The sequence below is a fragment of the Desulfosporosinus orientis DSM 765 genome (assembly GCF_000235605.1).
In the GTDB taxonomy this organism is placed as follows: Bacteria; Bacillota; Desulfitobacteriia; order Desulfitobacteriales; family Desulfitobacteriaceae; genus Desulfosporosinus; species Desulfosporosinus orientis.
Genome location: NC_016584.1, coordinates 5535923 through 5557815, shown reverse-complemented (window position 1 = coordinate 5557815; position 21893 = coordinate 5535923). Strand labels below are relative to the sequence as shown.

The following is a 21893-nucleotide window of genomic DNA, read 5'->3' as shown; positions in this document are numbered from 1 at the left end:
GGAGGAGAAAAATGCTCTGGAATACAGGGGTTACTAGTAATAACAATAATAAGTTGCTTCTCATTTGTAGTATTTTGTTATCTGCCATGCTGTTGCCTTCCATAGAGATCCATCCCAGTCTTCCTCGTGTCCGCTTGGATGATGCTCTGATTTTTGGAGCATTTGGCATCAATGTGCTTCTCTATATAACCCGGCGTTTCCGCTCTTATGCAGACTATGCACCCAGGTATCTTCAGGAGAGCGAAGGAAGAGCTTTAAGAGCGGTCACCAAAGTGTTCCTCCTTTTTCTTGTTTCAATTATCGTATCCAATATTTTTGCCATCCTTTTTCTGGACGGCTCTGTAGGGTTTCGAGATGTTATGGAACTGGTGACATTAGCCAAATATTATTTAGCCATTACCTTGGCCATTTCCCTGGATCTGCACTATGGTGAGTTTCAAACTTTGTGCCTGGCCTTTTTCATCGGCTTAGGGGTGATGATGGTACTCTCTTGGGGTCAATTCCTAAATTTGGCCTATATGAACCAATGGCTGACTCCTATTTTAGCTCAATCCCACTTGGATAACCTGGTTAATGCTAATCCCCCCCGGGTGCTGGGAACCTTTGATAATCCCAATGTCATGGGTATCGCATCGGTTATGATTATGACCTTGTTCGTGACTTGGTTTTATTTCCGCAAGAATGACCGGGCACAAACCTTGGTTCTCTTTGTCATGGTTGGGCTGACTATGAAACAGACCTTCTTGACGATTTCGAGAACAGCCCTCTTAGCAACAGCAACAGTATTGGTGTTTTTAAGTGTTTGGGGATTTTTTAAAGTTTATTGGAAGAAACAAATTATCTTAAAAATAGGGGCATTGTTTCTCCTGACTCTCGCCTTGTTTTTTACTTCCCCCCGTGATTTTGTCAGCCGGATGAATGAAGCGACGAATCTGGAAGAGAGTACTTCTGCCCAAGGACACTTTATGCGCATGGGCAGTGCTTTTGAATTCATAAAACAATCCCCGGTGCTTGGCTGGGGGACAGCTAAAGATACTATGGATACTACTGTGGACGACGAATATGCCTTAATAACTCGCCGCTATGGAGTGGTCGGCTTAGCTTTCTATCTTTGGTTATTCATTCGTCCGGTTAAAGGGGCTCTTCGTAAGAGCAGGTTCTTTAATTCCTATGCCTCAGAACCGGGGATGCGAGAGGACAAGACGCTGCTGTCTATAGCCTTTGTAGCGGCTACCCTGGCCATAATGGTCTATAATATTACAGCCGGTGCGTTCTACAATCTTCAGCTGATGACCCTGATTGCTCTTTATATGGGCATAATTTACAGAACAGAAGGGGAAAACGATTGAAAGCCTGTATCTTAACCACTGCACATTCGCCCTTTGATGAGCGCATTTTTCATAAAGAGGCCAATAGTCTTGCCGAAGCCGGTTATGAAGTGGTTATAGTAGCACCACATCAGCAATCGGAAGAAAAGCAAGGCATTAGAATTCGGGCTGTGGATCCTCTTTCCTCTCGCCTGGATCGAATTTGGCGTCTGAAAGCCATCTATAAGGAAGCCCTTCAGGAAAATGCCGATATTTATCACTTTCATGACCCGGATTTGCTGCCCGTGGGGTTATTGCTAAGCCGCAGGCATCACAAACCCGTTGTCTATGATGTCCACGAATACTATGGGGATAGTTTGCTTACCCGTTATTGGCTGCCCAAGCCTTTGCGCAAAATCGTAGCAAAAACGGTGGATCGTTTCGAGAAATGGTCGGCTCAATCCTTTGCCGGGATTATTACCGTGAACAGTCATATGGCTGAACTATTTAAACGGAAAAATTCTGAAGGGGAGATCCTCCACAATTATCCCCTTAAACGTCAATTTGAGTTTCCCCGTCCGGATAGTCTAAAACCACCTGTGATTCTCTATTTAGGAGGAATTAATCGGGAACGGGGCCTGGAAGTAATTCTTCGCGCCATGCCCTTAGTCAGGCAGCGATATCCGGAGGCCATTTGTGAACTTGTCGGTCCTGCAGAAACAGGAGATTTAGGTCCGGAGTTTGCTGACCTGAAACCCTGGCTGGAACAGGGCAATGTACACTTAAGGGGGAAAGTTCCTTATGAGCAGGTACCCAGTATTTTAGCTGGGAGTTCTATCGCCCTGGTGCCATTACTGCCAACCTTGAATTATCAAAAGGCCATTCCTGTGAAACTTTTAGAATACATGGCGGCAGGACTTCCTGTCGTTGGCTCGCGCTTTGGCTATATTGAAGAGATTGTGCAGCAAAATCAATGCGGCTTGCTGACCGAACCGGGAGATCCGGAAAGTCTTGCCCGTGCAGTATGTTCATTATTAGAGGACCCCAATAAAGGGTTAAAATACGGACATAATGGCTGGGAGGCTTTTCATCGAGAGTATACTTGGGAAAAAGAACAAAACAAACTTTTGTCGCTTTATGAGCGAATCCTAACAAAGAAGGATCGGTAAGAATGCGAGTTTTGATACTTTCTCATATGTACCCCAATGCAGTCAGCCCGTTAGGCGGAATTTTTGTCCGGCAGCAGGCTCAAGCCCTGCAGCAGCTGGGAGCAGAAGTGACCGTAGTTGCACCGGTACCATGGGTGCCCGGTTTTATGGCCGGCCGGGGCAAGTGGGGCGGCTACCCAACCGTACCCTTCCATGAACAGCCCGATGGGTTTCCTGTCTACCATCCTCGGGTCTTAGAGTTGCCAGGATCCCTGTTTTTTGAATATTATCCCCAAACCTATGCTTGGGGAATTGAACAAGTTTTTAGTGAACAAATATCCCGAGGGGTGGATGTCATCCACGCTCATGTTGCCCATCCTGACGGAGCGGCTGCATTGAGATTCGGACGCAAGTATCATATTCCTGTGGTAGTGACAATTCATGGCCAAGATTTTGCCTATACCTTGCAGCGCAGTAAAACCTGTGCTGAAAGTGTTAAAATGACCCTTAAGGATGCTGCAGGAGTGATCCTGGTTAGCGAAAAACTCAAGAACCGGTATGGTCTGGAAACTTGGGCTGACCGTCTTGAGAAATATAGAATTATTTATAACGGCGTGGATTTCCCTAAGGTTGTCCAACCGTCAAATCCTTCTGTAAAAGATGCTGGCGCAAAGCCCTCCCGGCGCCGCCTGCTCTCAGTGGGATTTTTACGGCCGGATAAAGGTCATGAGATTGTTTTGAAAGCTCTTCCGGCTCTGATCCGAGAATTTCCCGACCTGGAATACCGGGTTGTGGGGGATGGGTCTGAACGGGCTAAGCTGGAAGGACTGTGCCGGGAATTGGGGTTGGAATATCATGTGGTTTTTCTGGGAAGTTTGCCCCATCCTGAAGCAATGCAGGAAATGGCTGAGTGTGAAATTTTTGTTTTGCCAAGTTGGAATGAAGCTTTCGGAGTTGTCTATTTAGAAGCTATGGCTCATGGCAAACCTATTATAGGTACTGTTGGTGAAGGGATTTCAGAGATTCTCACTCAAATCCAAGTCGGCATTGCTGTTACGCCTAAAGATCCTTTGGCCCTGACTGAGGCCATTCTGGATTTGCTTAAGAACAAAGAGCAGGCATCAGCTATGGGGATAAGAGGAAGAGACTTGGTGAACCGTCAATTTACCTGGAATTATAATGCTCAGAAAACTCTTGAGGTTTATGAGGAGATTATTGCTCAATAGAAGGGAGAACCCCAGTGGAACTTCGTTTAGTCCTTAAGAATGCAGCTGCCTTAAGTGTAGCCAGCGTGCTTTCCAAAGTCATTACAGCTGTGGTGGGAATAGCGGTTACACGTTACCTGGGACCTGAAATATATGGAGAATATAGCTCTGCCTTGGCCTTTGTCAGCACATTTATTCTTTTTGCGGATTTCGGTTTGAGCAACTATATGGTTCAAGAAGGCTCCCGGGATGAAAAAGTTCTGCCCCTCTTTCTGGGAAATACTCTTTTGTTTAAAGTGCTTACTTCTCTAGCCTTGTATTTGCTTATGCTGGGGCTAATGTTTCCGGCAGGCTATAATCAGTCAATCCGGAGTATGGTCATGGTTTTAGGGCTGGCCAGCGCCCTGAATGCCCTGGATGCAAGCGTTTATAATTATTTTCAGGCTAAACAGCAAATGTATGTTGCTGCCATATATCAGTTTTTGTCGACGTTTTTAATTGGAGCACTAACTATTTTAGTGGTACTGACTCAAGGTACGGTGGTCATGATTACGGCTGCCCAGCTTGTAACGGCAGTTCTTATATCCTTAAGCCTCTATGCCCACTTGCGCCGCCAGCTGCGTTTGGAGTTTGATCTTTCCCGTTTGCTGGGGATGCTCAGGCAAGGGCTGCCCTATGGAATGGCCGTTATCTTTTTGTTTGTCTATTTTCAAATTGACATGTTCATGCTTTCTTTAATGAAGCCCCCAATTGAGGTAGGGGTGTATTCGGCAGCTTATCGTTTAATCGCCGTGCTTTTATTTATCCCTGGGATACTGACAAGTGTTATTTATCCGATTTTATTTCAGCTGGGAGTAGAAAGTAAGGAGAAACACCGGGGAACCATTGAAAAAATTTTCAAAGTTCTGAGTGCGGTGGGAATTCCCGGGAGTGTCTTGATTTTTGTTTTGGCAGATCCCCTTTTGACCTGGCTTTATAACGGGCGTTTTCCGGCTTCCATTCCGATTTTAATGCTTTTGAGCTGGTTTTTTGCCTTTGAGTGTTTAAGCTTTTCCTTAGGAGATGTATTGACAACCACAGACCGGCAGTGGACCCGTGCCAAGATTCAGGGAGGTGCCGCTCTTTTAAATATAGGTATCAATTTATATGCGATTCCTCGCTATGGAATTTATGGAGCGAGTGTTGCAACTTTGATCACAGAGTTATATGTGTTTATAGCATTTTATTGGGTGGTGCGGCGTTATGTCTATAAGGTTCAGGTCTGGCGTCAGCTTCCGGTCATTATTTTGGCCTCATTTATCATGGGCCTGATTGCTCACTTGTTTCGCGGTCTGCACCCCTTGATTTCAGCGTCCCTGGCGGGGGCGGTATACTTAATCATCCTCATTGGACTGGATAATGACTTTCAGCGAATTGGAGGGTATATTCTTCGCCAGCTTACAAGCCGGCTAAGATCCCGGAGCTGAATGTTCATTTCCAATGCGAGAAGCCGCCTTTCGGGTCTACGGATTTTTAAATTAGACCCCCATGCCACTGTCTCAGTACAATCAGGTGATGAAAAGGGCCGTGTCCGGGTCGGGCAGTTTCGCCACATCCGCTCGCCGCAGCATTCCGAGGCTCGCCCACTCGCAGCTGCGGGAGCTTCCTTCAGCGGGTAAGTATTCTTTGGAGATAGCCGCTTCGGCGAAAATGTCCACTGGACACTTTCGTGCCAAACCTCTGGGTAGTACCTGATGTTAACCATGGCTTCGCAATCCCCGCAACCGCTTGTGGGCTTTATCGCCTCTCCATGCAATGGGTTCGCTCCTGTGGACGAATCTGCCCTGCCTTTCGGGTCTTTGGTTTTAGGGGAATTATGAAGCAAAATTTGAAAATAGATGTGAATTTTTCGATGAGGAGCAAACAGCATGAAAATAATAACGGTTCTGGGAGCCAGGCCCCAATTTATTAAAGCCGCACCCCTTTCCGAAGAGCTGAGGAAAAGCCACGAGGAGTTATTAGTTCACACCGGACAGCATTATGATTATCAGATGTCCGACGTGTTTTTCGAAGAGTTGGGTATCCCTAAGCCCCATTATTTCTTAGGAGTCGGTTCCAAGCAGCATGGTGCGCAAACGGGGGAAATGCTGAAGGGGGTAGAAGAGATACTCCTTAAGGAAAAACCGGATTGGGTTCTTGTTTATGGGGACACCAATTCTACCTTAGCAGGAGCCTTGGCAGCAGCTAAACTTCACATTCCCATTGCCCATGTTGAGGCAGGTCTGCGCAGCTATAACCGGCAAATGCCTGAAGAGGTCAATCGTGTATTGACGGACCATGTTTCTGAACTCTTATTCTGCCCTTCGGATCAAGCTGTTAAAAATCTTAGTTTAGAGGGATTGACCCGCGGGGTAGTTCGGACCGGGGATGTTATGGCTGATGCCCTTTTCTACCATGCCCGCAGAGCAGAAGATCGTCAGCCCTCTGCTCCTAAATATCTGCAAAAATCCTATCTCCTTGCCACAGTTCACAGAGCAGAAAATACAGACAACCCCCAGCGCCTTGAGGGGATTCTTAAGGCCTTTGCTCAAATAGAGGGCAAGATTGTGCTCCCCCTCCATCCCCGAACTAAGAAACTTCTCCAAGATTATCACTTAACTATACCGGATAATGTGGAAGTGATTGAACCTGTAGGCTATCTGGAGATGATCCTCTTAGAAAAAGAGGCCGAACTGATTCTCACCGACTCAGGGGGGGTACAGAAAGAAGCTTATCTTTGGCAGGTGCCCTGTGTGACATTAAGGGATGAAACGGAATGGGTAGAAACGGTTCAAACCGGCTGGAACACTCTTGCCGGTGCCAAGATGGAGGAGATTATCTCAGCGGTCAGGTGCTATCGCGGCAAATCATTGCCGCCCTATCAAGATAATCTCTATGGAAACGGACGAGCCAGTGAAGAAATTGTGGCTCATATGGAGAAAAGAGGTTGAGCTTCATGGCAGAAGCACAGACTGTTAAAGGGAATACAATGTCAAGACAAGTAGGGTTTTACGTTTCAGAATCCCTAAAACCGGTTTATCGTGAGATAGCCGGTCTTTTAGGGGTTCCTTTTGCTGTGGATGGTATTGGTGATACCGGCGGAGATAATCAGATATTCGCCGCTTTCCAGGCTATAGTAGTAGATGGAATTTCCCTTACACCCTTAAGTTCATTTTTCTCGAACCATGCCGGGCAAAGTCAGATTAAACCCTTGATCTTGGTCTGTGGACCGGTTAGAGGGGAAACCTCGGGTCTGCGCCTGCATAACTTCTCCTTTAAGCTGGGAGAAGAAGCCGGCCGTTTGCTTATGAGCGGTCGGGAATATACGGAAAAACAGGTCTATGAGCCTGCTCTGGACTTGATGATTGAGGAAATCCGAGAGGTGCTGCGCCGGGAAGTCATAAATTACCTGGAATTGCCTCCTATCCCTTGGGGACATTCCTATGCTATGATCTTGACTCATGATATAGATATCCTGAGCCTGACGGAAATGCCCATTGCCCGAACCTTCTTAGGCTATTTCTATAGGAGTTCTGTTTTAAATTGGAAGAGGTGGCGAGCCGGCAAGGTTCGGACCTCAGAGTTCTACCGAACCTTATGGGAAATGGTCAGGACCTGGGCTGCCAAGGCAGGCTTAGGTTCCGATGTCTGGAAGAGAGCACTCCCGGAGCTGCTTAAACTTGAAAAACGGCTGGGCGTGCGCTCAAGTCTTTACTTTATGCCTTTTCCCAAAAGACCTGGAATTTTGCCGGAAGCTTTGCAAAAGGATTCAGACAGGGTCCGGACTCAGGTCCAGACTTTGGCTCCGGCTCCGGCCAACAGGGCGTCCTTCTATGATGTGGTGAATTTCAAGGAGCTGCTCAAGGGTTTGGAAGATGACGGCTGGGAAGCCGGAGTACATGGTATTGATGCCTGGCATGACAGCCGGTCAGCTAGGGAAGAATACCTGAGGGTAGCTAATCTAACAGAGCAGGCAAAGATTGGAGTGCGGATGCACTGGCTTTATTTTCAATCTCCGGATTCTTTTCAGAGTTTAGAAAGTGGCGGTTTTGAATATGATTCAACCTTTGGCTTTAATGAAGTGGTTGGTTTTCGAGCAGGGACCCTTCAGCCCTACCATCCGTTGAATTGCCGTAACCTTTGGGAGCTGCCTCTCCATATTCAGGACGGCGCCCTTTTAGGGGAAGAGCATCTCGACTTAAACCGGAAAGAGGCTTTTCTTAGGGCTAAGCCCATTCTCGACTGGGCTAAACGCTTGGGAGGGGTTGTCAGCTTGCTCTGGCATAATCAAAGCTTCACGGCGCCGCGCTTTTGGGGGGAGGTCTACGAACGCCTGATTGCCCAGGGAAATGAGGACGGTGCCTGGATAGCGATTCCCAGAGATGTTCTTAGCTGGTTTAAGGAAAGGCGTCAATGTGAGGCGGCACTGACCATAGAAGGATCTCACTGGCAGATTCGCTGCAGGCAGGTAAGCCAGGGCCAGGAATCCCCGGCAGAGGGGAAGTCCAAGGATATCCCGCCTGTTCGGATTCGTCTGTACCTGGACCCCAAAAGGATCCGCAGGGCTTCAGTGTCTTATGCGGCAGGAGACGGTTACGTGGATTTTCCTGCTCAGGCTTTAATAGAACTTGATGTGGAAGGGGAGGGGTAACGATGGAACTCACCCTTATAAAGTGGCTTATTTTTCTTGTTTGTATTGGTGCAACAGCTTACCTGGGCGTAAAGAAGCCCAGTCTTCTTATTTCCATCCTGGCAGGCGGGATTGCCTTGGAAATCTCCATTGAGTGGCTGCCTCAAGAGGGTTTGCTTGGCTCTCAGTTGGGGAGCCTGGCCCGGATATTTACAGTTGGTATTATCGCAGCGGCTGCAGTCCGGTTGTGGAAAGAACCGGAAACACGCTGCAGGCTTTGGGGCATAATGAACCACTATCTCACCCGGGCGCTGATGATTTACATAGCTGTGGGCGGATTCAGCCTGATTTATTCCGTTGGCAGAGGAAAAACAGTCCTAGAAGTCATTCGCCTTTTAACCCTGTTTCTGCTTTATTTAGGAACAGTCCTTTTGGCTGAGAAGAAGCATGATTTTTTACCTATGCAGGTGGTCCACTGGGTTGGCATAGCCTTGGTTCCTTTGGCTTTGTATGAAGGTGCAACCCGTAATTTTATCTGGCGGGGGTACTTGGCTGAAGGAATGCTCGCTCGTGTAAATGCCACGTTTGTGGATCCGAATATTTTTGCCCGCTATCTGGTCTTAGCTATCGTCGCTAATTTGCTAATTCAATATTTCACTGAGAAAGCTTGGAAGCGGGCGGTGTACATAGCTTGCCTCCTGTGCTTAATGGGAGGGTTAGCCATTACCTTATCTCGCAGCGGGATGCTGACGCTGGCCATCATTTTGGTTCTGATGGTTTTTCTGATTCCCCGCAAACCAATTCTTCAGCCCATTGGCTTTCTGGGACTCATTGGGGCAGTTATTGTCGCCATGAGACCCACTATTTGGCAGAGGCTGCTGACCTTTCGGGAAGGCTTGGGAGCTCTCGATGCCCAGCGTCTCTACCTATGGAAAGCCGCCTGGGCAATGTTTAAAGATCATCCCCTTTTGGGGGTGGGCCTGGGCGGATTTCGGAAGATGTTTGAGACTCAATATATTCAATATAAAACGGTCATTCCTGATGCCGAAGGAGCCACCCTTTCTCATACAACGATTTTGACCATCGCCGCAGAATTAGGCTTATTGGGACTGGCAGCTCTGGCCTGGGTTTGGCTTGCTATTATGAGGGCACTTCATAGTTTGCGCAAATTGGCCCGTCAGCAAGAGAAACTCAGAGGATATTGCTTAGGTGTCGGGTATTTCTTATGGATTATGACGGTTTTCATCAGTTCCCAAGCAGAAGCCCGTTTTTTTGAAGATCCCGCTGTTTGGCTAAGTATGGGAATGATGGTACACTTATTAAGTCAAGGGAATGAAAGAAATGCCTAGGTTTGTTAAGGAGTGTATAAATCCATGGGTCTAATACTGAAATCAATAGAGCGGCAAGTCTGGGAAAGTTTCCAGAAGACGATCCCACTGGGCTCCCTCTTTCACCGTTGGGAATGGCAGGATATCATCTCCGCAGGCTTTGGCCTGCAGGTTGAGCGGTTGGGGATCTTTGATGAAGCAGGAGTCCTCAAAGGCTTGCTGCCCCTGGCAGAACGGAAGATGAGTCTGTTGAAATTAGCAGGAAGTCCTCTTTCCGGTTCTGCGACGCCTCACAGCGGTCCTTTAGGAGATGTGCCAATGCCTGAATTCTTGTCGGCCCTTGAGGTGTATGCATCTGAAAAACATATCGATTACCTGGAACTCGGTTTGACGGATGTCTCAGGAAAAGATGGTCTGGAGAAAATGGGGTATACTGTTGAAGAACTTCTGACCTTGGACTTGCCTATTCCCAAGGATGAGGCGGATCTTTGGTCCGGCCTGGAAGTCCGCTGCCGGAATGCCGTTCGCAAAGCTGAGAAATCCGGAGTCAAAGTAGTGGAACCTCAGACCTTGGAGGAGTGGCTGGAACCCTATTACGAACTCTCCTGCGGGGTTTACCGTCGTCAGGATAAAGAGCCCCCTTTCAAACGGGAATATTTTGCCGCTCTCTGGCAGAACCTTTATCCTAAAGGAGATCTGATTGTTCTGACGGCTCAATATGACGGAAAAACAATAGCAGGAATGATTTTTCCTCGAGATCGGAATGTGGGCTATTACCTGGATGGGGTTTCCGATCGAGAGTACAATAAAGTGGTACCGAATAATCTCATTCAGTGGGAGTATTTAAAACGCGCCCAGGCCATGGGAATTGAGCTTTATGATATGGTTGGGGCCAATATTCCCAGTATTGCCAAGTTTAAAAAGAGTTTTGGCAGTACAGAGCGAAAGTACCTTTATGCTTACCGCAACCGGACGATGGCAGCCCGGGTGGGACGAAAGGTCTATGCAAAACACAGTGAAACCATTAAGAAATTACTAAAACGCTCATAACTAAGGGCAGTTTTTTGAAGGAGCGGCGGTTTGCTTGCGCATATTGATGTTGACACAATACTTCCCCCCTGAATCCGGAGCAGCACAAGTCCGGCTTAAGGAAGTGGCTAAGGGGCTGCAGCGTAACGGGCATCAGGTAACAGTGGTCACAGCTTTTCCCAATCACCCCAGCGGCGTTATTCCTCCGGACTACCGGGGGTATTGGCGGCTGCAGGATGAGGTTGATGGGATTCCTGTTTGGCGAACCTGGATATATCCCGTACAGCGGGGGCGGTTCTGGAAACGTTTGCTTAATTATTTTTCCTTTGTCTTTTCATCCTTTTGGGGTTTAAGCAAAGCCGGAAAACAAGATATCCTGTTTTTTGAGTCACCGCCACTCTTTTTGGGGATCACGGCCTTGATCTATGGCTGGCTGACTCGAACCCGGATTATTATGAACATTTCTGATCTCTGGCCGGAATCTGCCGTGGCATTGGGACTGGTCAACAGTCAATGGATGATTAAGGCGGCAGAGGCTCTGGAAAAGCTTCTTTACAGGAAATCATGGAAAATCTCCACCCAAACGGAAGGGATCCGTGACTCCTTATTGCAGCGGGGCGTACCCAAAGATAAAGTTACTTTTTTGCCGAATGGCGTGAATCTTGACCTTTTTGAACCCCGGGAGCGTGACGAGAAATTAGCTCAGAGGCTGGGTTTTCAAAAGGACGATTTTGTGTTAATTTATGCAGGGACAATGGGTTATGCTCAGGGCTTGGAATCGGTGATTGAGACTGCTGAGCTGATGAAAGATCAGCAGGATATCCGGTTTTTGTTTGTAGGGGATGGCACTGAAAAACCCATGCTGGAAGCCTTGGTCAAAGAAAAAGGCTTAAAGAATGTAACCTTCGTCGATTTTCAGCCGGTTCAGGAAATGCCCAGATATTTCTCTCTATCCTCGGCAAGTATCGTTCCCTTAAAGAAGAATAAACTCTTTGAAGGTGCCAGGCCATCCAAGATGTTCCCGGCTCTCGGCTCGGCAGTCCCGGTGATTTATTCGGGGGAAGGAGAAGCTGCAGAGTTAGTTCTGACATCGGGCGGGGGGATTGTAGTAGCGCCTGAGGACAGTCTGGAACTGGCCCGGGGGATCAGGGAATTAAAAGACTTCGTTGATCGGCGTGAGATGGGCAGAAAAGGGCGGGAGTTTGTTCAAGCCCACTATACCTGGTCGCAAATAATCCAAGGTTGGCTTAAAGAGCTGGGGATCTGATATTCATTAAGAAGGTGGAATAGTGATGAGTACACGTCAAGAATTTTTGCCCTATGCCCTTCCTTTAATTGAAGAGGACGATATTGCTGGGGTAGTTGACAGTTTAAAATCAGGGTGGATTGCCAAAGGTCCTAAAACCATGGAATTCGAGAAGCAGTTTGCCGAGTATGTGGGAGCCAAGTACGCCGTTGCTTTAAACTCTTGTACCGCCGCCTTGCACCTGGGGCTTTTGGCAGCCGGTATCGGAGCGGGAGACGAAGTTATAACCACACCCATGACCTTCGCTTCCTCAGCTAATGTGATCATTCACGCGGGGGCTAAGCCTGTTTTAGTAGATATAGATCCCTTGACCATGAACATGGACCCTCAGAAGATCGAAGCCAAGATTACCTCCCGAACCAAGGGGATTATCCCTGTTCATGTTGCGGGACATCCTTGCCCGCTGGACGAAATCCGGGCCATCGCCGAGAAACACGGGCTTTTTGTTCTGGAGGATGCCGCCCACGCAGTCTATACAAAGTACAAGGGACAAATGATCGGCTCCCTGGGGGATGCCACGGCATTTTCCTTCTATGCCACGAAGAACCTGGTGACCGGTGAAGGCGGAATGCTGACAACCAATGACGAAGAGGTGTATAATAAGGTTCGGGTTCTGAGCTCTCACGGTATGAGCCGGAATGCCTGGAACCGTTATGCTCAAGCCGGTTCCTGGTATTACGAAATCCTTGAACCGGGCTATAAGGACAACATGTCGGACATTATGGCCGGCCTGGGGCTTTCTCAATTGGCCAAACTGGAACGGATGCAGGGAATACGCCGGGATATCGTGGATTATTATAATGCTGAGTTCGGGTCTATGCCGGAACTGGAAGTGCCGGTAGAGCTGGAGTATGCCCGGCATGCCTGGCATTTGTATATAATTAAACTGAATTTGGATAAACTATCCATTGACCGCAATCGGTTTATTGAAGAACTTAAAGCAGAAAATATCGGGACGAGTGTTCATTTTATCCCTCTGCACATGCACCCTTATTACAGGGATACCTTTGGCTATAAACCCGGGGACTTCCCCGCAGCGGAGAGCACCTTTGAACGGATTATTTCCTTGCCACTCTATCCTAAAATGAGCTGGCAAGATACCCGGGACGTGGTGGAAGCTGTGAAGCGAGTGGTGGAAAATAATCGCAAGTAACATCCGGCAGATCCATCTTATGGCTGTAACGGTCAGCGTTGAACGATGTGAAACCTTTTATAGGCGAGAAAGGAGATATCTTAGATGAGTCAGAGTTCTACCCTATCGGCAGAAAGCAGAGATCTCGAATACTCAGGATGGCAGCTGGGAGCCAAGAGGTTGTTGGATTTTGTGGCAGCCCTAGCACTCCTCGTGCTAATATCGCCCTTCTGGCTTTTAATTGTGCTTTGGATTCGGGCAGACTCTCCGGGACCGGCGATGTTTAAACAGACCCGAATCGGGCTGAGAGGCAAGCCCTATACGATTTATAAGTTTCGCACCATGGTTCAAAACGCGGAAGCCCTGATGAAGGATAAACTGGATAAAGTCAATGATCTGGAAAATTTCGTTTTCCAGGAGAAAGATGATCCCCGCATTACCCGAAGCGGGCATTTTCTCAGGAAAACCAGCTTGGATGAACTGCCCCAGCTCCTCAACATCCTCATTGGGAATATGAGCCTAGTAGGTCCCCGCCCGGAGGTTCCCGAACTGGTCAAGCTTTATACTTCCGAGCAGCGTCAGCGTCTCAATGTCCTGCCCGGAGTCACGGGTTTAGCTCAGGTTAACGGGCGCAGCGAGCTGACCCTGGGGGAAACCATGAGCTATGATTTAGATTACGTTCGTTCCTGGAACTTTTGGCTGGATTTGAAGATACTCTGGAAGACTATCTTCGTTGTCTTCACCGGAAAAGGAGCCCGCTGACAGGGGGACGGTTCTCCTGTCTGGGCTTTACAGTGGAAAACCTCACTTAAGTGACTTTAGAGTTGCTTAAGTGAGGTTTTATAATTTCAGAGAATGTTTTCAAGGTTTGCTAAATTATCAAAGAGGCTGAATTTTGCATGGATCTATAGGTGATTTTGCGGTTGGGCTTGTACCAAAAATCTTACGCGCGTAAGATTTTTGGTACAAGCCCAGGAGAAAACTCTCACTCTTGTCGGGATTGCCAAAATCCTAAATTGGACAGATAAGGAAAAGTTTTGGGCAGGAACTATTGAAGTCTATGTCGAATAGAGAATCCGAAACTGTCTTTGTGACTATTTGCACAGTTAGGAAGGGGAAAAATAATGAAAGCGCACCTATCTAGGAAAATCATGGCGATAATGATTGTCGGACTTTTTTTGATGCAGCTGTTCCCAGCAGCTCCTGTTTCTGCTGCAGTTGATCAAACAGCCTATTACGAGGAAATTAGCGAGAAACTGGAGTTCTGGGCCAATAAATATAATATTCCACCGGTACTGCTTAAGGCTATCGCCTGGATGGAAAGCGGCTGGAAACAATTTGAACTGGATCCGGCAACAGGAGAGCCATTGACGGATAAACCCTTAATAGGGCGCGACGGAGTAGGAATCGGAATTATGCAGATTTCTGTCTATGATGCCAAGGACACAGAGACTGTCAATAAACTTAAAAATGACATTGATTATAATATCGAAATGGGCTGCCAATTGCTTAATCAAAAATGGCGGGCCTATCCAAAAATCGGGGATGGAGACCGTAATGTTTTAGAAAACTGGTATTTTGCCGTATGGGGGTACAATAGCTGGGCAACCAGGAATAACCCTAATGTAGTCACCGGTAAATCCGCCTATCAGGATTCCGTTTTTAGTTTGATGGGCCAAAAATACAATAGTGCCATTACCTTTGCCCCGGGTGCCACTAAATATCCCAAGGAGTTATTACCTCCTGTTAATGCCCCATATTTATCCGGGCGCTGGAGTACGCCTGAGCCGATGCATCTTGGCGACCTGGATGTTGACCAAGACAGTTTGCTGGCAACGGGAGGGGGATCCAGTGTTGAAGCGGCTAATGGGGATTACTGGTACAATTATGCTCAATGGTGTTCCTATTATGCTTTAGGTTTTTATGTTACGGCCTATAAAAGTCCGTCCTTAACTAATAAACAGGTTGTCTCCCAAAAAATTCTCCGCGCTTATGACAGGCTGTTGGATGAAGCCGATGACTTGCTTCTTGAGAAGAAAGATACCTCATATGCAACAGCAGCCAAATATTATTGGACAGTGGCCCAGGGACCTAAATTAGATGATGACATTTTGGAGGATGCCCAGAAGGGACTTCAGGATGCCTTAGATAAACTATTAGCTGAAGCGGATAAATTGGCTGATGAGGGTAAAGGTGCCGATGACTTGACAGCTGTTCAGGATTACGGAATTATTTTGCAGAGTTCAGATCTGGATGCGGATCTGGAAGAACAGGCGAAAAGCGGCCTGCTTCATACCTATGTAGAGCTTTTGGCTGAAGCTGATAAATTAGCCCAGGAAGGGACTGACTCCGCCAATGAGACGGCCGCAAAATATTATTTGGCGGTCCAGCAAGGAATAGTAGTTGATGCAAGTCTAACAGAGCGTGCCAAAACCGGCTATGAGAAAACAAGCTCTTCCACACCTGTCCCAAATCCAAACCCAAATCCAGACCCAGACCCAGACCAAGATTCAGATACAGATTCGGCCCCCAAAGAGTTTAGCATGGAGCGCCTTTATGGAACACGGGCTGAAGATACTGCCATAAAAATTTCTCAGGCAGGCTGGGCCAACAATTCTTCTTCGGTTGTACTCTTAGCACGGTCAGACCGTTTCCAGGATGCTTTAGCGGCTGCTCCTTTGGCTAAGAAACTTAAGGCACCGCTGCTGCTGACATCCCCTTATAAATTAGACGCTGCGGTCTTAGATGAAATCGAAAGGTTGGGAGCTGTGGAGAAAGTCTATGTGATCGGCGGAGAAGGAGCTGTCACCAAGCCCGTTACCGATGCCCTTAACAAAGAAGATTTGCCTTATGAGCGAATATATGGAGATACAGCGGCGGATACTGCTGCAGCAATTGCTAAGAAGATCGGGCCTAGCTCACAAGTGATTCTTGCTTCCAGTACCAGCTTTCCCGATGCTCTTTCGGCGTCAGCCCCGGCAGCGGCTCTGGGAATTCCCATCCTCTTAACAGAGCAAAAGAAATTGCCCGCGGCTACCATGGAAGTGCTGAAAGATTTCGGAGTGACTAAAACCATCATCGTCGGAGGTAAATTTGCGGTTTCCACAGCCTTTGATGCGGAAGGAGGCCCCCTGGCGGACTATGGTCCTCTCCGCTTGGCTGGGGAGACAAAATATGATACGATGTTGGAAATTGTTAAGTATTTCAAACAAGATCCGGAAACAATTGTGATTGCAACTGGAGAAAATTTCCCGGATGGCCTGTCAGGAGGAGCTTTTGCAGCTCTAACAGGCAGTCCTATGTTCCTGATTCCCAAAGGGGAGTTGAATTCCGATACTGAAAACTACTTCGAGAGTTTGTGCGGAAAGATTAAGAAGGCCTATATCTTGGGCGGAACCGGGGTAATTTCCAAAAGTAACGAGGAAACTGTGGGGAGTCTTCTAACTTCTCAGTGATCCTAATCGGCAGAGGATGGACGATATTGAATAAACGAAACAAGGTATGGTTTACAGCACTTCTGTTTTTTATTGCCCTTGGTATTCAAGTTCTGTATATTAAATCTTACAACGCACCTTATTTTATTTCTCCTGACGGATATCATTACTCAAATATTGCCGAGAATTTTCTCAATGGCCATGGGCTCGTGAACACAGCCAATTTTGTCCAAGGGGATGATGGGATTGTAAGGGAGGTGGCCCAAACACGGGAGTATGTGGTTGGGCCCGTCTATCCTTTGCTTCTGGCTTTAGTTTATGGACTTTTTGGCTTTAAAAGTTACGGCATGGTCATTTACCTGCACGCCCTGCTCGGTGTAGCCAGCGCAGTTTTGGCCTATAAGACGGGTGAGTTATTGTTTGGCAAGAGGTATGCTTGGATCCCCTATGGGTTGACTCTCGGCTACCCCTTATTTGCGTTTTGGGGGATGTATGTACTGACTGAGACTACCTATGTTTTTACTATAACTCTATTTCTTTACCTCTTAGCAATCTATGCCAAAGAAGCTAAAAGACCAAAACTCAAAACTCTTCTTATCTTAGGAGCAGTGATTGGTATTTCCAATCTCGTACGTCCCTTGCTCTTGCTCTTTTTCCCTGTTCTCGGGCTGTGGATTTGGTGGATGCAGCGGGGAAAATTGAAAATAGCCATTAGAGATTTTACGATTATTGTTGTGATGACCATACTGGTGATGTGTCCATGGTGGATTCGCAACGGCATTCGTTACCATCAATTTATTGCGGTGTCTAATTACGGCTCCTATGAATTCTATTTGGGAAACAATCCTAAGACGATTACCGACAGTTATTTTTACTTCACACAGCCCAGCTATGATCCTGAGGTAAAAGGCAGAATCGAAAAGTTACCGCTGTCAGAACAGGAGAAAGAATATAAGAGCTTAGGAGTGTCTTATATTTTAAATCACCCAATCCAATTTTTGCAGCGAACCTTTGCCAAAGAGAAAAATTTATTCTGGCAGCCGGTTACACCTGTGTTCGGAAAAGCTTATAAAATGCAGGGGTACATATTAGATCAATGGTATCTGCTCCTGGGACTGATTGGGATAATTCTCAGTTTCTTTCAGTTGAAGAAATATAGCTTCCTGTTAATCTTCACGGTGTACTATAGCTTTATTGTCAGCATGATCACAGTTGTGTCGGGGGCTCGGTACCGCTTGCCGGTGATGCCGGCAATGGTTCTTTTTGCGTCCTTAGCGGTAGTTATGTTTCTGAAGGGGATAGGGAGATTATCCAGAGTAAATCCGCGCTCAAGTGGGAGGATCTAAATGTCACGTGTTCAGTTTGTCGTTTTACTCATAAGCATTTTGGTAACAGGTTTTATTATTGAGCAAGTACGCCGCCGGCGTTTAGCTGTTGAATATTCTTTGATTTGGATTGTTGCAGGCTTGGGGATGATTATTCTATCCCTTTGGAAAAACGGAATTGAGTACCTAGCTGATATAATGGGGATTTATTATGCACCGTCTGCAATCTTCGTGATTTTTGGGATCCTGGTCTTTGTTTTATGTGTGCATTTTTCCTTAGAAATATCCCGGCTGAGTTCGGCTAATCGGGTCTTGATCCAACGGATCGCTTTGCTTGAAGATGATTTAAAAAATTTGGAAGAAGACACTGCTGGTCAGGAAAGTAAGTCTGAAAAAGTTAATTTATATTAAAAGGACCTTCCCTGTGAAGGAAGAGTCCTCTAAGACAGAAGACGGGCTCCCACTAATTGAAGTGAGAGTCTTAAAACAGATTAAGTTATTCTATAAGGACGTGTAGGATAAACCATGAAAATCTTAGCGATTGTTCCTGCCTTGAATGAGGCGGACAATATTGGCTCAGTAGTTCAAAATTTAAGAAGTACATCCCCTTGGCTGGATGTACTTGTTATTGATGACGGGTCCACGGATGAAACGGCTGAAATAGCTCGTACTCATGGGGCAAAGGTTATTTCTTTGCCTGTTAATCTTGGTATCGGAGGAGCCGTTCAAACCGGCTTTATTTATGCCTTAAAGAATCAGTACGATGTGGCTTTGCAGGTAGACGGAGATGGCCAGCACAGAGGAGAAGAAATCAAGAAGTTAGTGGACCCAATTCTACTTGGGGAGACCGATGTAACCATTGGATCGAGATTCCTGGAAAAAACATCCTATAAATCCGCCTGGCCCCGCCGATTAGGGATTTACCTCTTAAGTAAAACCATTCAATCCGTTGTTCGTAGGAATTTTACGGATCCAACTTCGGGATTCCGGGCCTATAACCAAAAAGCGCTGCGGATTGTCTCTGCCCATTATTCCACGGATTATCCGGAACCGGATGCCATTGTAACCCTGCTTAAAAACCGACTGCACTTGATAGAAGTTTCCGTGGAAATGGATCCTCGCCTTTCGGGAAACTCATCTATTACACCGTTTAAGAGCGGGTACTATATGTTCAAGGTGAGTTTGGCTATTATTCTTAACTCCATGATGAGCAGGATATGGAATGACTAGTATCAATCAGCCAATGATAGCTGCTTGTATTTAAACGAGATCAAAGGTATTAACCTTTTAATCTCAAACAGGATGTGATCGATGTAAATATTTGGTATAATATAGGGGACTCCTTTTCTGGAAGAATGTGGCCTTCTAGAATCTATACAGCCCCTTTTGACGTAATAAAGAAACGAGATCGTAGGAACAACCCTGCCATCTCGTTTCTTATTTTCAACATAGTGTAAATTGTTCAGCCTGACTTCACATTCTATAGTTCATAGTACTCCTCTATAGAAGTAAGCTCAAACTTTTTCAAGATTCGTGTCAGTTTCTTCTCACATCCATTAACTCCGAAATAGTGAATGAGACTTTCTTTGACGCTGAGATTCAGTCTTGGCTGCTCAGGATCGATCTCCCGGGGATGAAGGTATACGATAGCAGGCTGGCCTTCTTTATTAAGCATTCTGATGGATTGTGAAATTATGATATAAGGCAGGACACGGAAATAAAATCCTCCCGCAAAAGGAATATTCTTGTTTAGAATTCGGATGGTAGAGGAAGGAACTTCAAGAAGACTGAGGGGCGTGCCTTCATATTTAGGATGATAAGTAAAGCGGGGAGCAGAAGGCAGGCCATAAAGATAGGTTTGAATCGGAAAGACGCTGGCGTCATAGTCAAAGCCCAGATCTTGAAGGATTTCCCACGCCCAGAGGGATTTCGAGGTTATGGACCAGGACGGAGCCCGGTATCCTTTAATGGGCTTGCCGATAATATCTTCGACAAGTCCTTTAGCCTTTCTGACGTCTGCCCTAAATTCACTGGGGGTTTGCTGGTAGACTAACTGATGAGCATAACCGTGGGAAGCAATCTCGTGTCCCGCATCAGTTATTTTTTGAATTAACCGGGGATGTTTCTCAGCAACGTACCCCAGAGCAAAAAAGGTGGCTTTAGCATTGTGCTCCTCAAATAGAGATAATAAACGCTCTGTATTTTGGAGGATTCGAACTTCATAAGTCTTGTGGTTGTCAAAAACATCATCGTGATAATTAGCATGAAACCATTCTTCCAAATCAATGGTTAATATGTTTTTCATATTTAACGCCTGCTTTCTTAACAAAGGGTAGATTTACTAGATAACGTCATAATCCCCCATGGTCAGAAACCAATGATTTAACTGGAGAAAGGGATCCTTTTCATTGAAATGGTTAAGTCTGCGGTAAACCACCGGAAAGGGCTGAGGTTCCAAAGATTTGGGGCATGTAAAAAAACCATTCTTTTTTAAGATACGAGATTCTTCAGTGTGAGGCAGGAGCAAAGATCCAGCTAATTCCATCTTCCGATCAGCAAAGAAGCGCAGAAGAGTATTTACAAGGCAATTGCCTGCAGCAGGATGTTCCGGAGCAATCAGGAAGTCGACGATCATGCCGGAAGACATGGAAGCGACTTCTGTACACCGGCCCACAATGTAGCCCAGAAGTTCTGTTTCATTCTTCCGGCGTACACCGTAAACCTGGTAGTCACGTAAAGGAATGTCAAAATATCTCCAGCGGATATAGTCAGCATCACGTACTCCCATAATGGGATATTTATCCTGAATCTTAGCCCAAAACACATTCAAGTCAGAAAGGTTTGAAGGGTCAAGGGGGTAAACCTCATAGCTGGAATCAGAGTTAGAACGGACTTTATAATAGAAATGAAGGGGCAGGGAAAGAGAACCAAGCAGAGACCCCAGCTTTTTCCGGACTAAAGCTTTGGTGTTTAATGGGCGCAGCAGAAGGGGAACACTCCCTAAGTCTGTAAAGCCAAGTTTTCTTGTAAACCCAGGATAGGAATTAGGATTGGGAAATCCATAGCAAAAGAGAGCGCCTTGTTCAGCAGACTCTTGATAAACGGCTTTCGCCAATCCGGTAAAGATGCCTTGTCCTCCATAGATTTTACGGGTGAGGGTATTTAAGGAGAGGGTCCCGTTAATGGCCTCATGGAATGCCTTAAATCGCATAGGTATCACAACATATTGGCCGGCCAGCTGATCACTTTCAACATCTCTGGCTAATTGGATGATTGCCGGTCCGGCTGGGTTTGTTTCATATTGCCATTTTAAAAAATCTAAATTAGAGATCCAGGAATCCCCATAATATTCCCGCGTCATTTTAATAGTTTCCGGCAAGTTTTCCGGTTTGTATTTGACGGCCTTCCACATAATGTTTAATTCCTACTTTCGTGTAATGATTATAACACCAAGGCAAATCACTAAAACGCCCAGGACCTTGGTAAGAGTAAGATCTTCTTTAAAAAATGAAACGCCAATAATTAAAGCAAAGATAAAGGCCGTACTTTGAATGGGATACACATAGCTTAGCTCGCCTTTATTTAAAATGTAAATCCAAAGCACGGAGGCAAAAGCGTAGACCATGAGTCCTGAAATTATGTAAGGATTTAAGAAAAGGCGCAGAACCTGACCGATACTATGGATCTCTTTTCCGGAGGCTCCCAATTTCCAAAGGGTTTGCCCTGTTACCATAAGGATAGAATTAAGGATGGTAAGGATAACCAGCAAAAAAGTCACCTCATTATATTAGAATAGCATTCTAAAACATTATACAATTTGAGTGGTTTTAAGCAAGTGTGTTAAATCTGAAAATAATCTAGGCCAGTTATACAGTATCGAAGTTATATTTCAAAAATAGAACTTAAGCCGTTTCGCTGTTGAATGAACTCAGTGGACGGCTTTTCTAATATCATCTAATTAAAACTTACGGTTTCAACGTCTATTAATTGTTAAAATTTTAAGCCAAAGTCTTCACATTTTGTTCACAATT

Annotated in this window: 19 protein-coding genes; 16 read left to right on the top strand and 3 right to left on the bottom strand. The window is 46.2% G+C overall.

All coding sequences use genetic code 11. The features are described from left to right. Positions 1-11 precede the first annotated feature (11 nt). The 16 genes from DESOR_RS25670 to DESOR_RS25600 all read left to right on the top strand — a co-directional run bounded on the left by DESOR_RS25670 (position 12) and on the right by DESOR_RS25600 (position 19092). Positions 12-1349 carry an O-antigen ligase family protein gene (locus DESOR_RS25670; protein ID WP_014187514.1) on the top strand — a complete coding sequence of 446 codons (1338 nt, stop codon included), beginning with the start codon at positions 12-14 and terminating at the stop codon, positions 1347-1349. After that, positions 1346-2476: a glycosyltransferase family 4 protein gene (locus DESOR_RS25665; RefSeq protein WP_014187513.1), complete on the top strand. Its 1131-nt coding sequence runs from the start codon at positions 1346-1348 to the stop codon at positions 2474-2476. Before DESOR_RS25670 ends, DESOR_RS25665 begins: the two co-directional genes overlap by 4 nt. A gap of 2 nt (positions 2477-2478) precedes the next feature. Further along, positions 2479-3681 (top strand): glycosyltransferase, encoded by a 1203-nt coding sequence (locus tag DESOR_RS25660; RefSeq protein WP_014187512.1) that lies wholly within the window; start codon positions 2479-2481, stop codon positions 3679-3681. A 14-nt stretch (positions 3682-3695) separates the two neighbouring features. Further along, on the top strand, positions 3696-5126 hold the full coding sequence (locus DESOR_RS25655) for a flippase (RefSeq protein ID WP_014187511.1): 1431 nt from the start codon (positions 3696-3698) through the stop codon (positions 5124-5126). A gap of 88 nt (positions 5127-5214) precedes the next feature. Continuing rightward, on the top strand, positions 5215-5394 hold the full coding sequence (locus DESOR_RS29550) for a hypothetical protein (RefSeq protein WP_158309072.1): 180 nt from the start codon (positions 5215-5217) through the stop codon (positions 5392-5394). A gap of 173 nt (positions 5395-5567) precedes the next feature. After that, positions 5568-6629 (top strand): non-hydrolyzing UDP-N-acetylglucosamine 2-epimerase, encoded by a 1062-nt coding sequence (gene wecB / locus DESOR_RS25650; RefSeq protein ID WP_014187510.1) that lies wholly within the window; start codon positions 5568-5570, stop codon positions 6627-6629. 5 nt (positions 6630-6634) lie between these two features. Then, positions 6635-8329: a polysaccharide deacetylase family protein gene (locus tag DESOR_RS25645; RefSeq protein ID WP_014187509.1), complete on the top strand. Its 1695-nt coding sequence runs from the start codon at positions 6635-6637 to the stop codon at positions 8327-8329. A gap of 2 nt (positions 8330-8331) precedes the next feature. Continuing rightward, complete coding sequence (locus tag DESOR_RS25640; protein WP_014187508.1) at positions 8332-9657, top strand: O-antigen ligase family protein; 1326 nt, start codon at positions 8332-8334, stop codon at positions 9655-9657. Between the two features lie 24 nt (positions 9658-9681). Continuing rightward, a complete protein-coding gene (locus DESOR_RS25635) occupies positions 9682-10686 on the top strand; it encodes a lipid II:glycine glycyltransferase FemX (RefSeq protein WP_014187507.1) in 1005 nt (334 codons plus the stop codon). A 34-nt stretch (positions 10687-10720) separates the two neighbouring features. Beyond that, complete coding sequence (locus DESOR_RS25630; RefSeq protein ID WP_014187506.1) at positions 10721-11932, top strand: glycosyltransferase family 4 protein; 1212 nt, start codon at positions 10721-10723, stop codon at positions 11930-11932. 25 nt (positions 11933-11957) lie between these two features. Beyond that, positions 11958-13124: a DegT/DnrJ/EryC1/StrS family aminotransferase gene (locus tag DESOR_RS25625; protein WP_014187505.1), complete on the top strand. Its 1167-nt coding sequence runs from the start codon at positions 11958-11960 to the stop codon at positions 13122-13124. A gap of 84 nt (positions 13125-13208) precedes the next feature. Further along, positions 13209-13865, top strand: coding sequence for a sugar transferase (locus DESOR_RS25620; RefSeq protein ID WP_014187504.1), 657 nt, complete (start codon positions 13209-13211; stop codon positions 13863-13865). 362 nt (positions 13866-14227) lie between these two features. Beyond that, positions 14228-16558, top strand: coding sequence for a cell wall-binding repeat-containing protein (locus tag DESOR_RS25615; protein WP_148265326.1), 2331 nt, complete (start codon positions 14228-14230; stop codon positions 16556-16558). Positions 16559-16584: 26 nt separating this feature from the next. After that, positions 16585-17883, top strand: coding sequence for an ArnT family glycosyltransferase (locus tag DESOR_RS25610; RefSeq protein ID WP_014187502.1), 1299 nt, complete (start codon positions 16585-16587; stop codon positions 17881-17883). Beyond that, positions 17884-18273 carry a DUF2304 domain-containing protein gene (locus DESOR_RS25605; RefSeq protein WP_014187501.1) on the top strand — a complete coding sequence of 130 codons (390 nt, stop codon included), beginning with the start codon at positions 17884-17886 and terminating at the stop codon, positions 18271-18273. Between the two features lie 114 nt (positions 18274-18387). Further along, positions 18388-19092 carry a glycosyltransferase family 2 protein gene (locus DESOR_RS25600; protein WP_014187500.1) on the top strand — a complete coding sequence of 235 codons (705 nt, stop codon included), beginning with the start codon at positions 18388-18390 and terminating at the stop codon, positions 19090-19092. 250 nt (positions 19093-19342) lie between these two features. Here DESOR_RS25600 and DESOR_RS25595 read toward each other — a convergent pair whose 3' ends face one another. The 3 genes from DESOR_RS25595 to DESOR_RS25585 are packed head-to-tail and all read right to left on the bottom strand — an operon-like array spanning position 19343 to position 21640. Then, positions 19343-20167, bottom strand: coding sequence for an XrtA system polysaccharide deacetylase (locus tag DESOR_RS25595; RefSeq protein ID WP_014187499.1), 825 nt, complete (start codon positions 20165-20167; stop codon positions 19343-19345). A gap of 36 nt (positions 20168-20203) precedes the next feature. Continuing rightward, positions 20204-21274 (bottom strand): GNAT family N-acetyltransferase, encoded by a 1071-nt coding sequence (locus tag DESOR_RS25590; RefSeq protein WP_014187498.1) that lies wholly within the window; start codon positions 21272-21274, stop codon positions 20204-20206. A gap of 12 nt (positions 21275-21286) precedes the next feature. Then, complete coding sequence (locus DESOR_RS25585; protein ID WP_242832409.1) at positions 21287-21640, bottom strand: EamA family transporter; 354 nt, start codon at positions 21638-21640, stop codon at positions 21287-21289. Between the last annotated feature and the right edge of the window lie 253 nt (positions 21641-21893).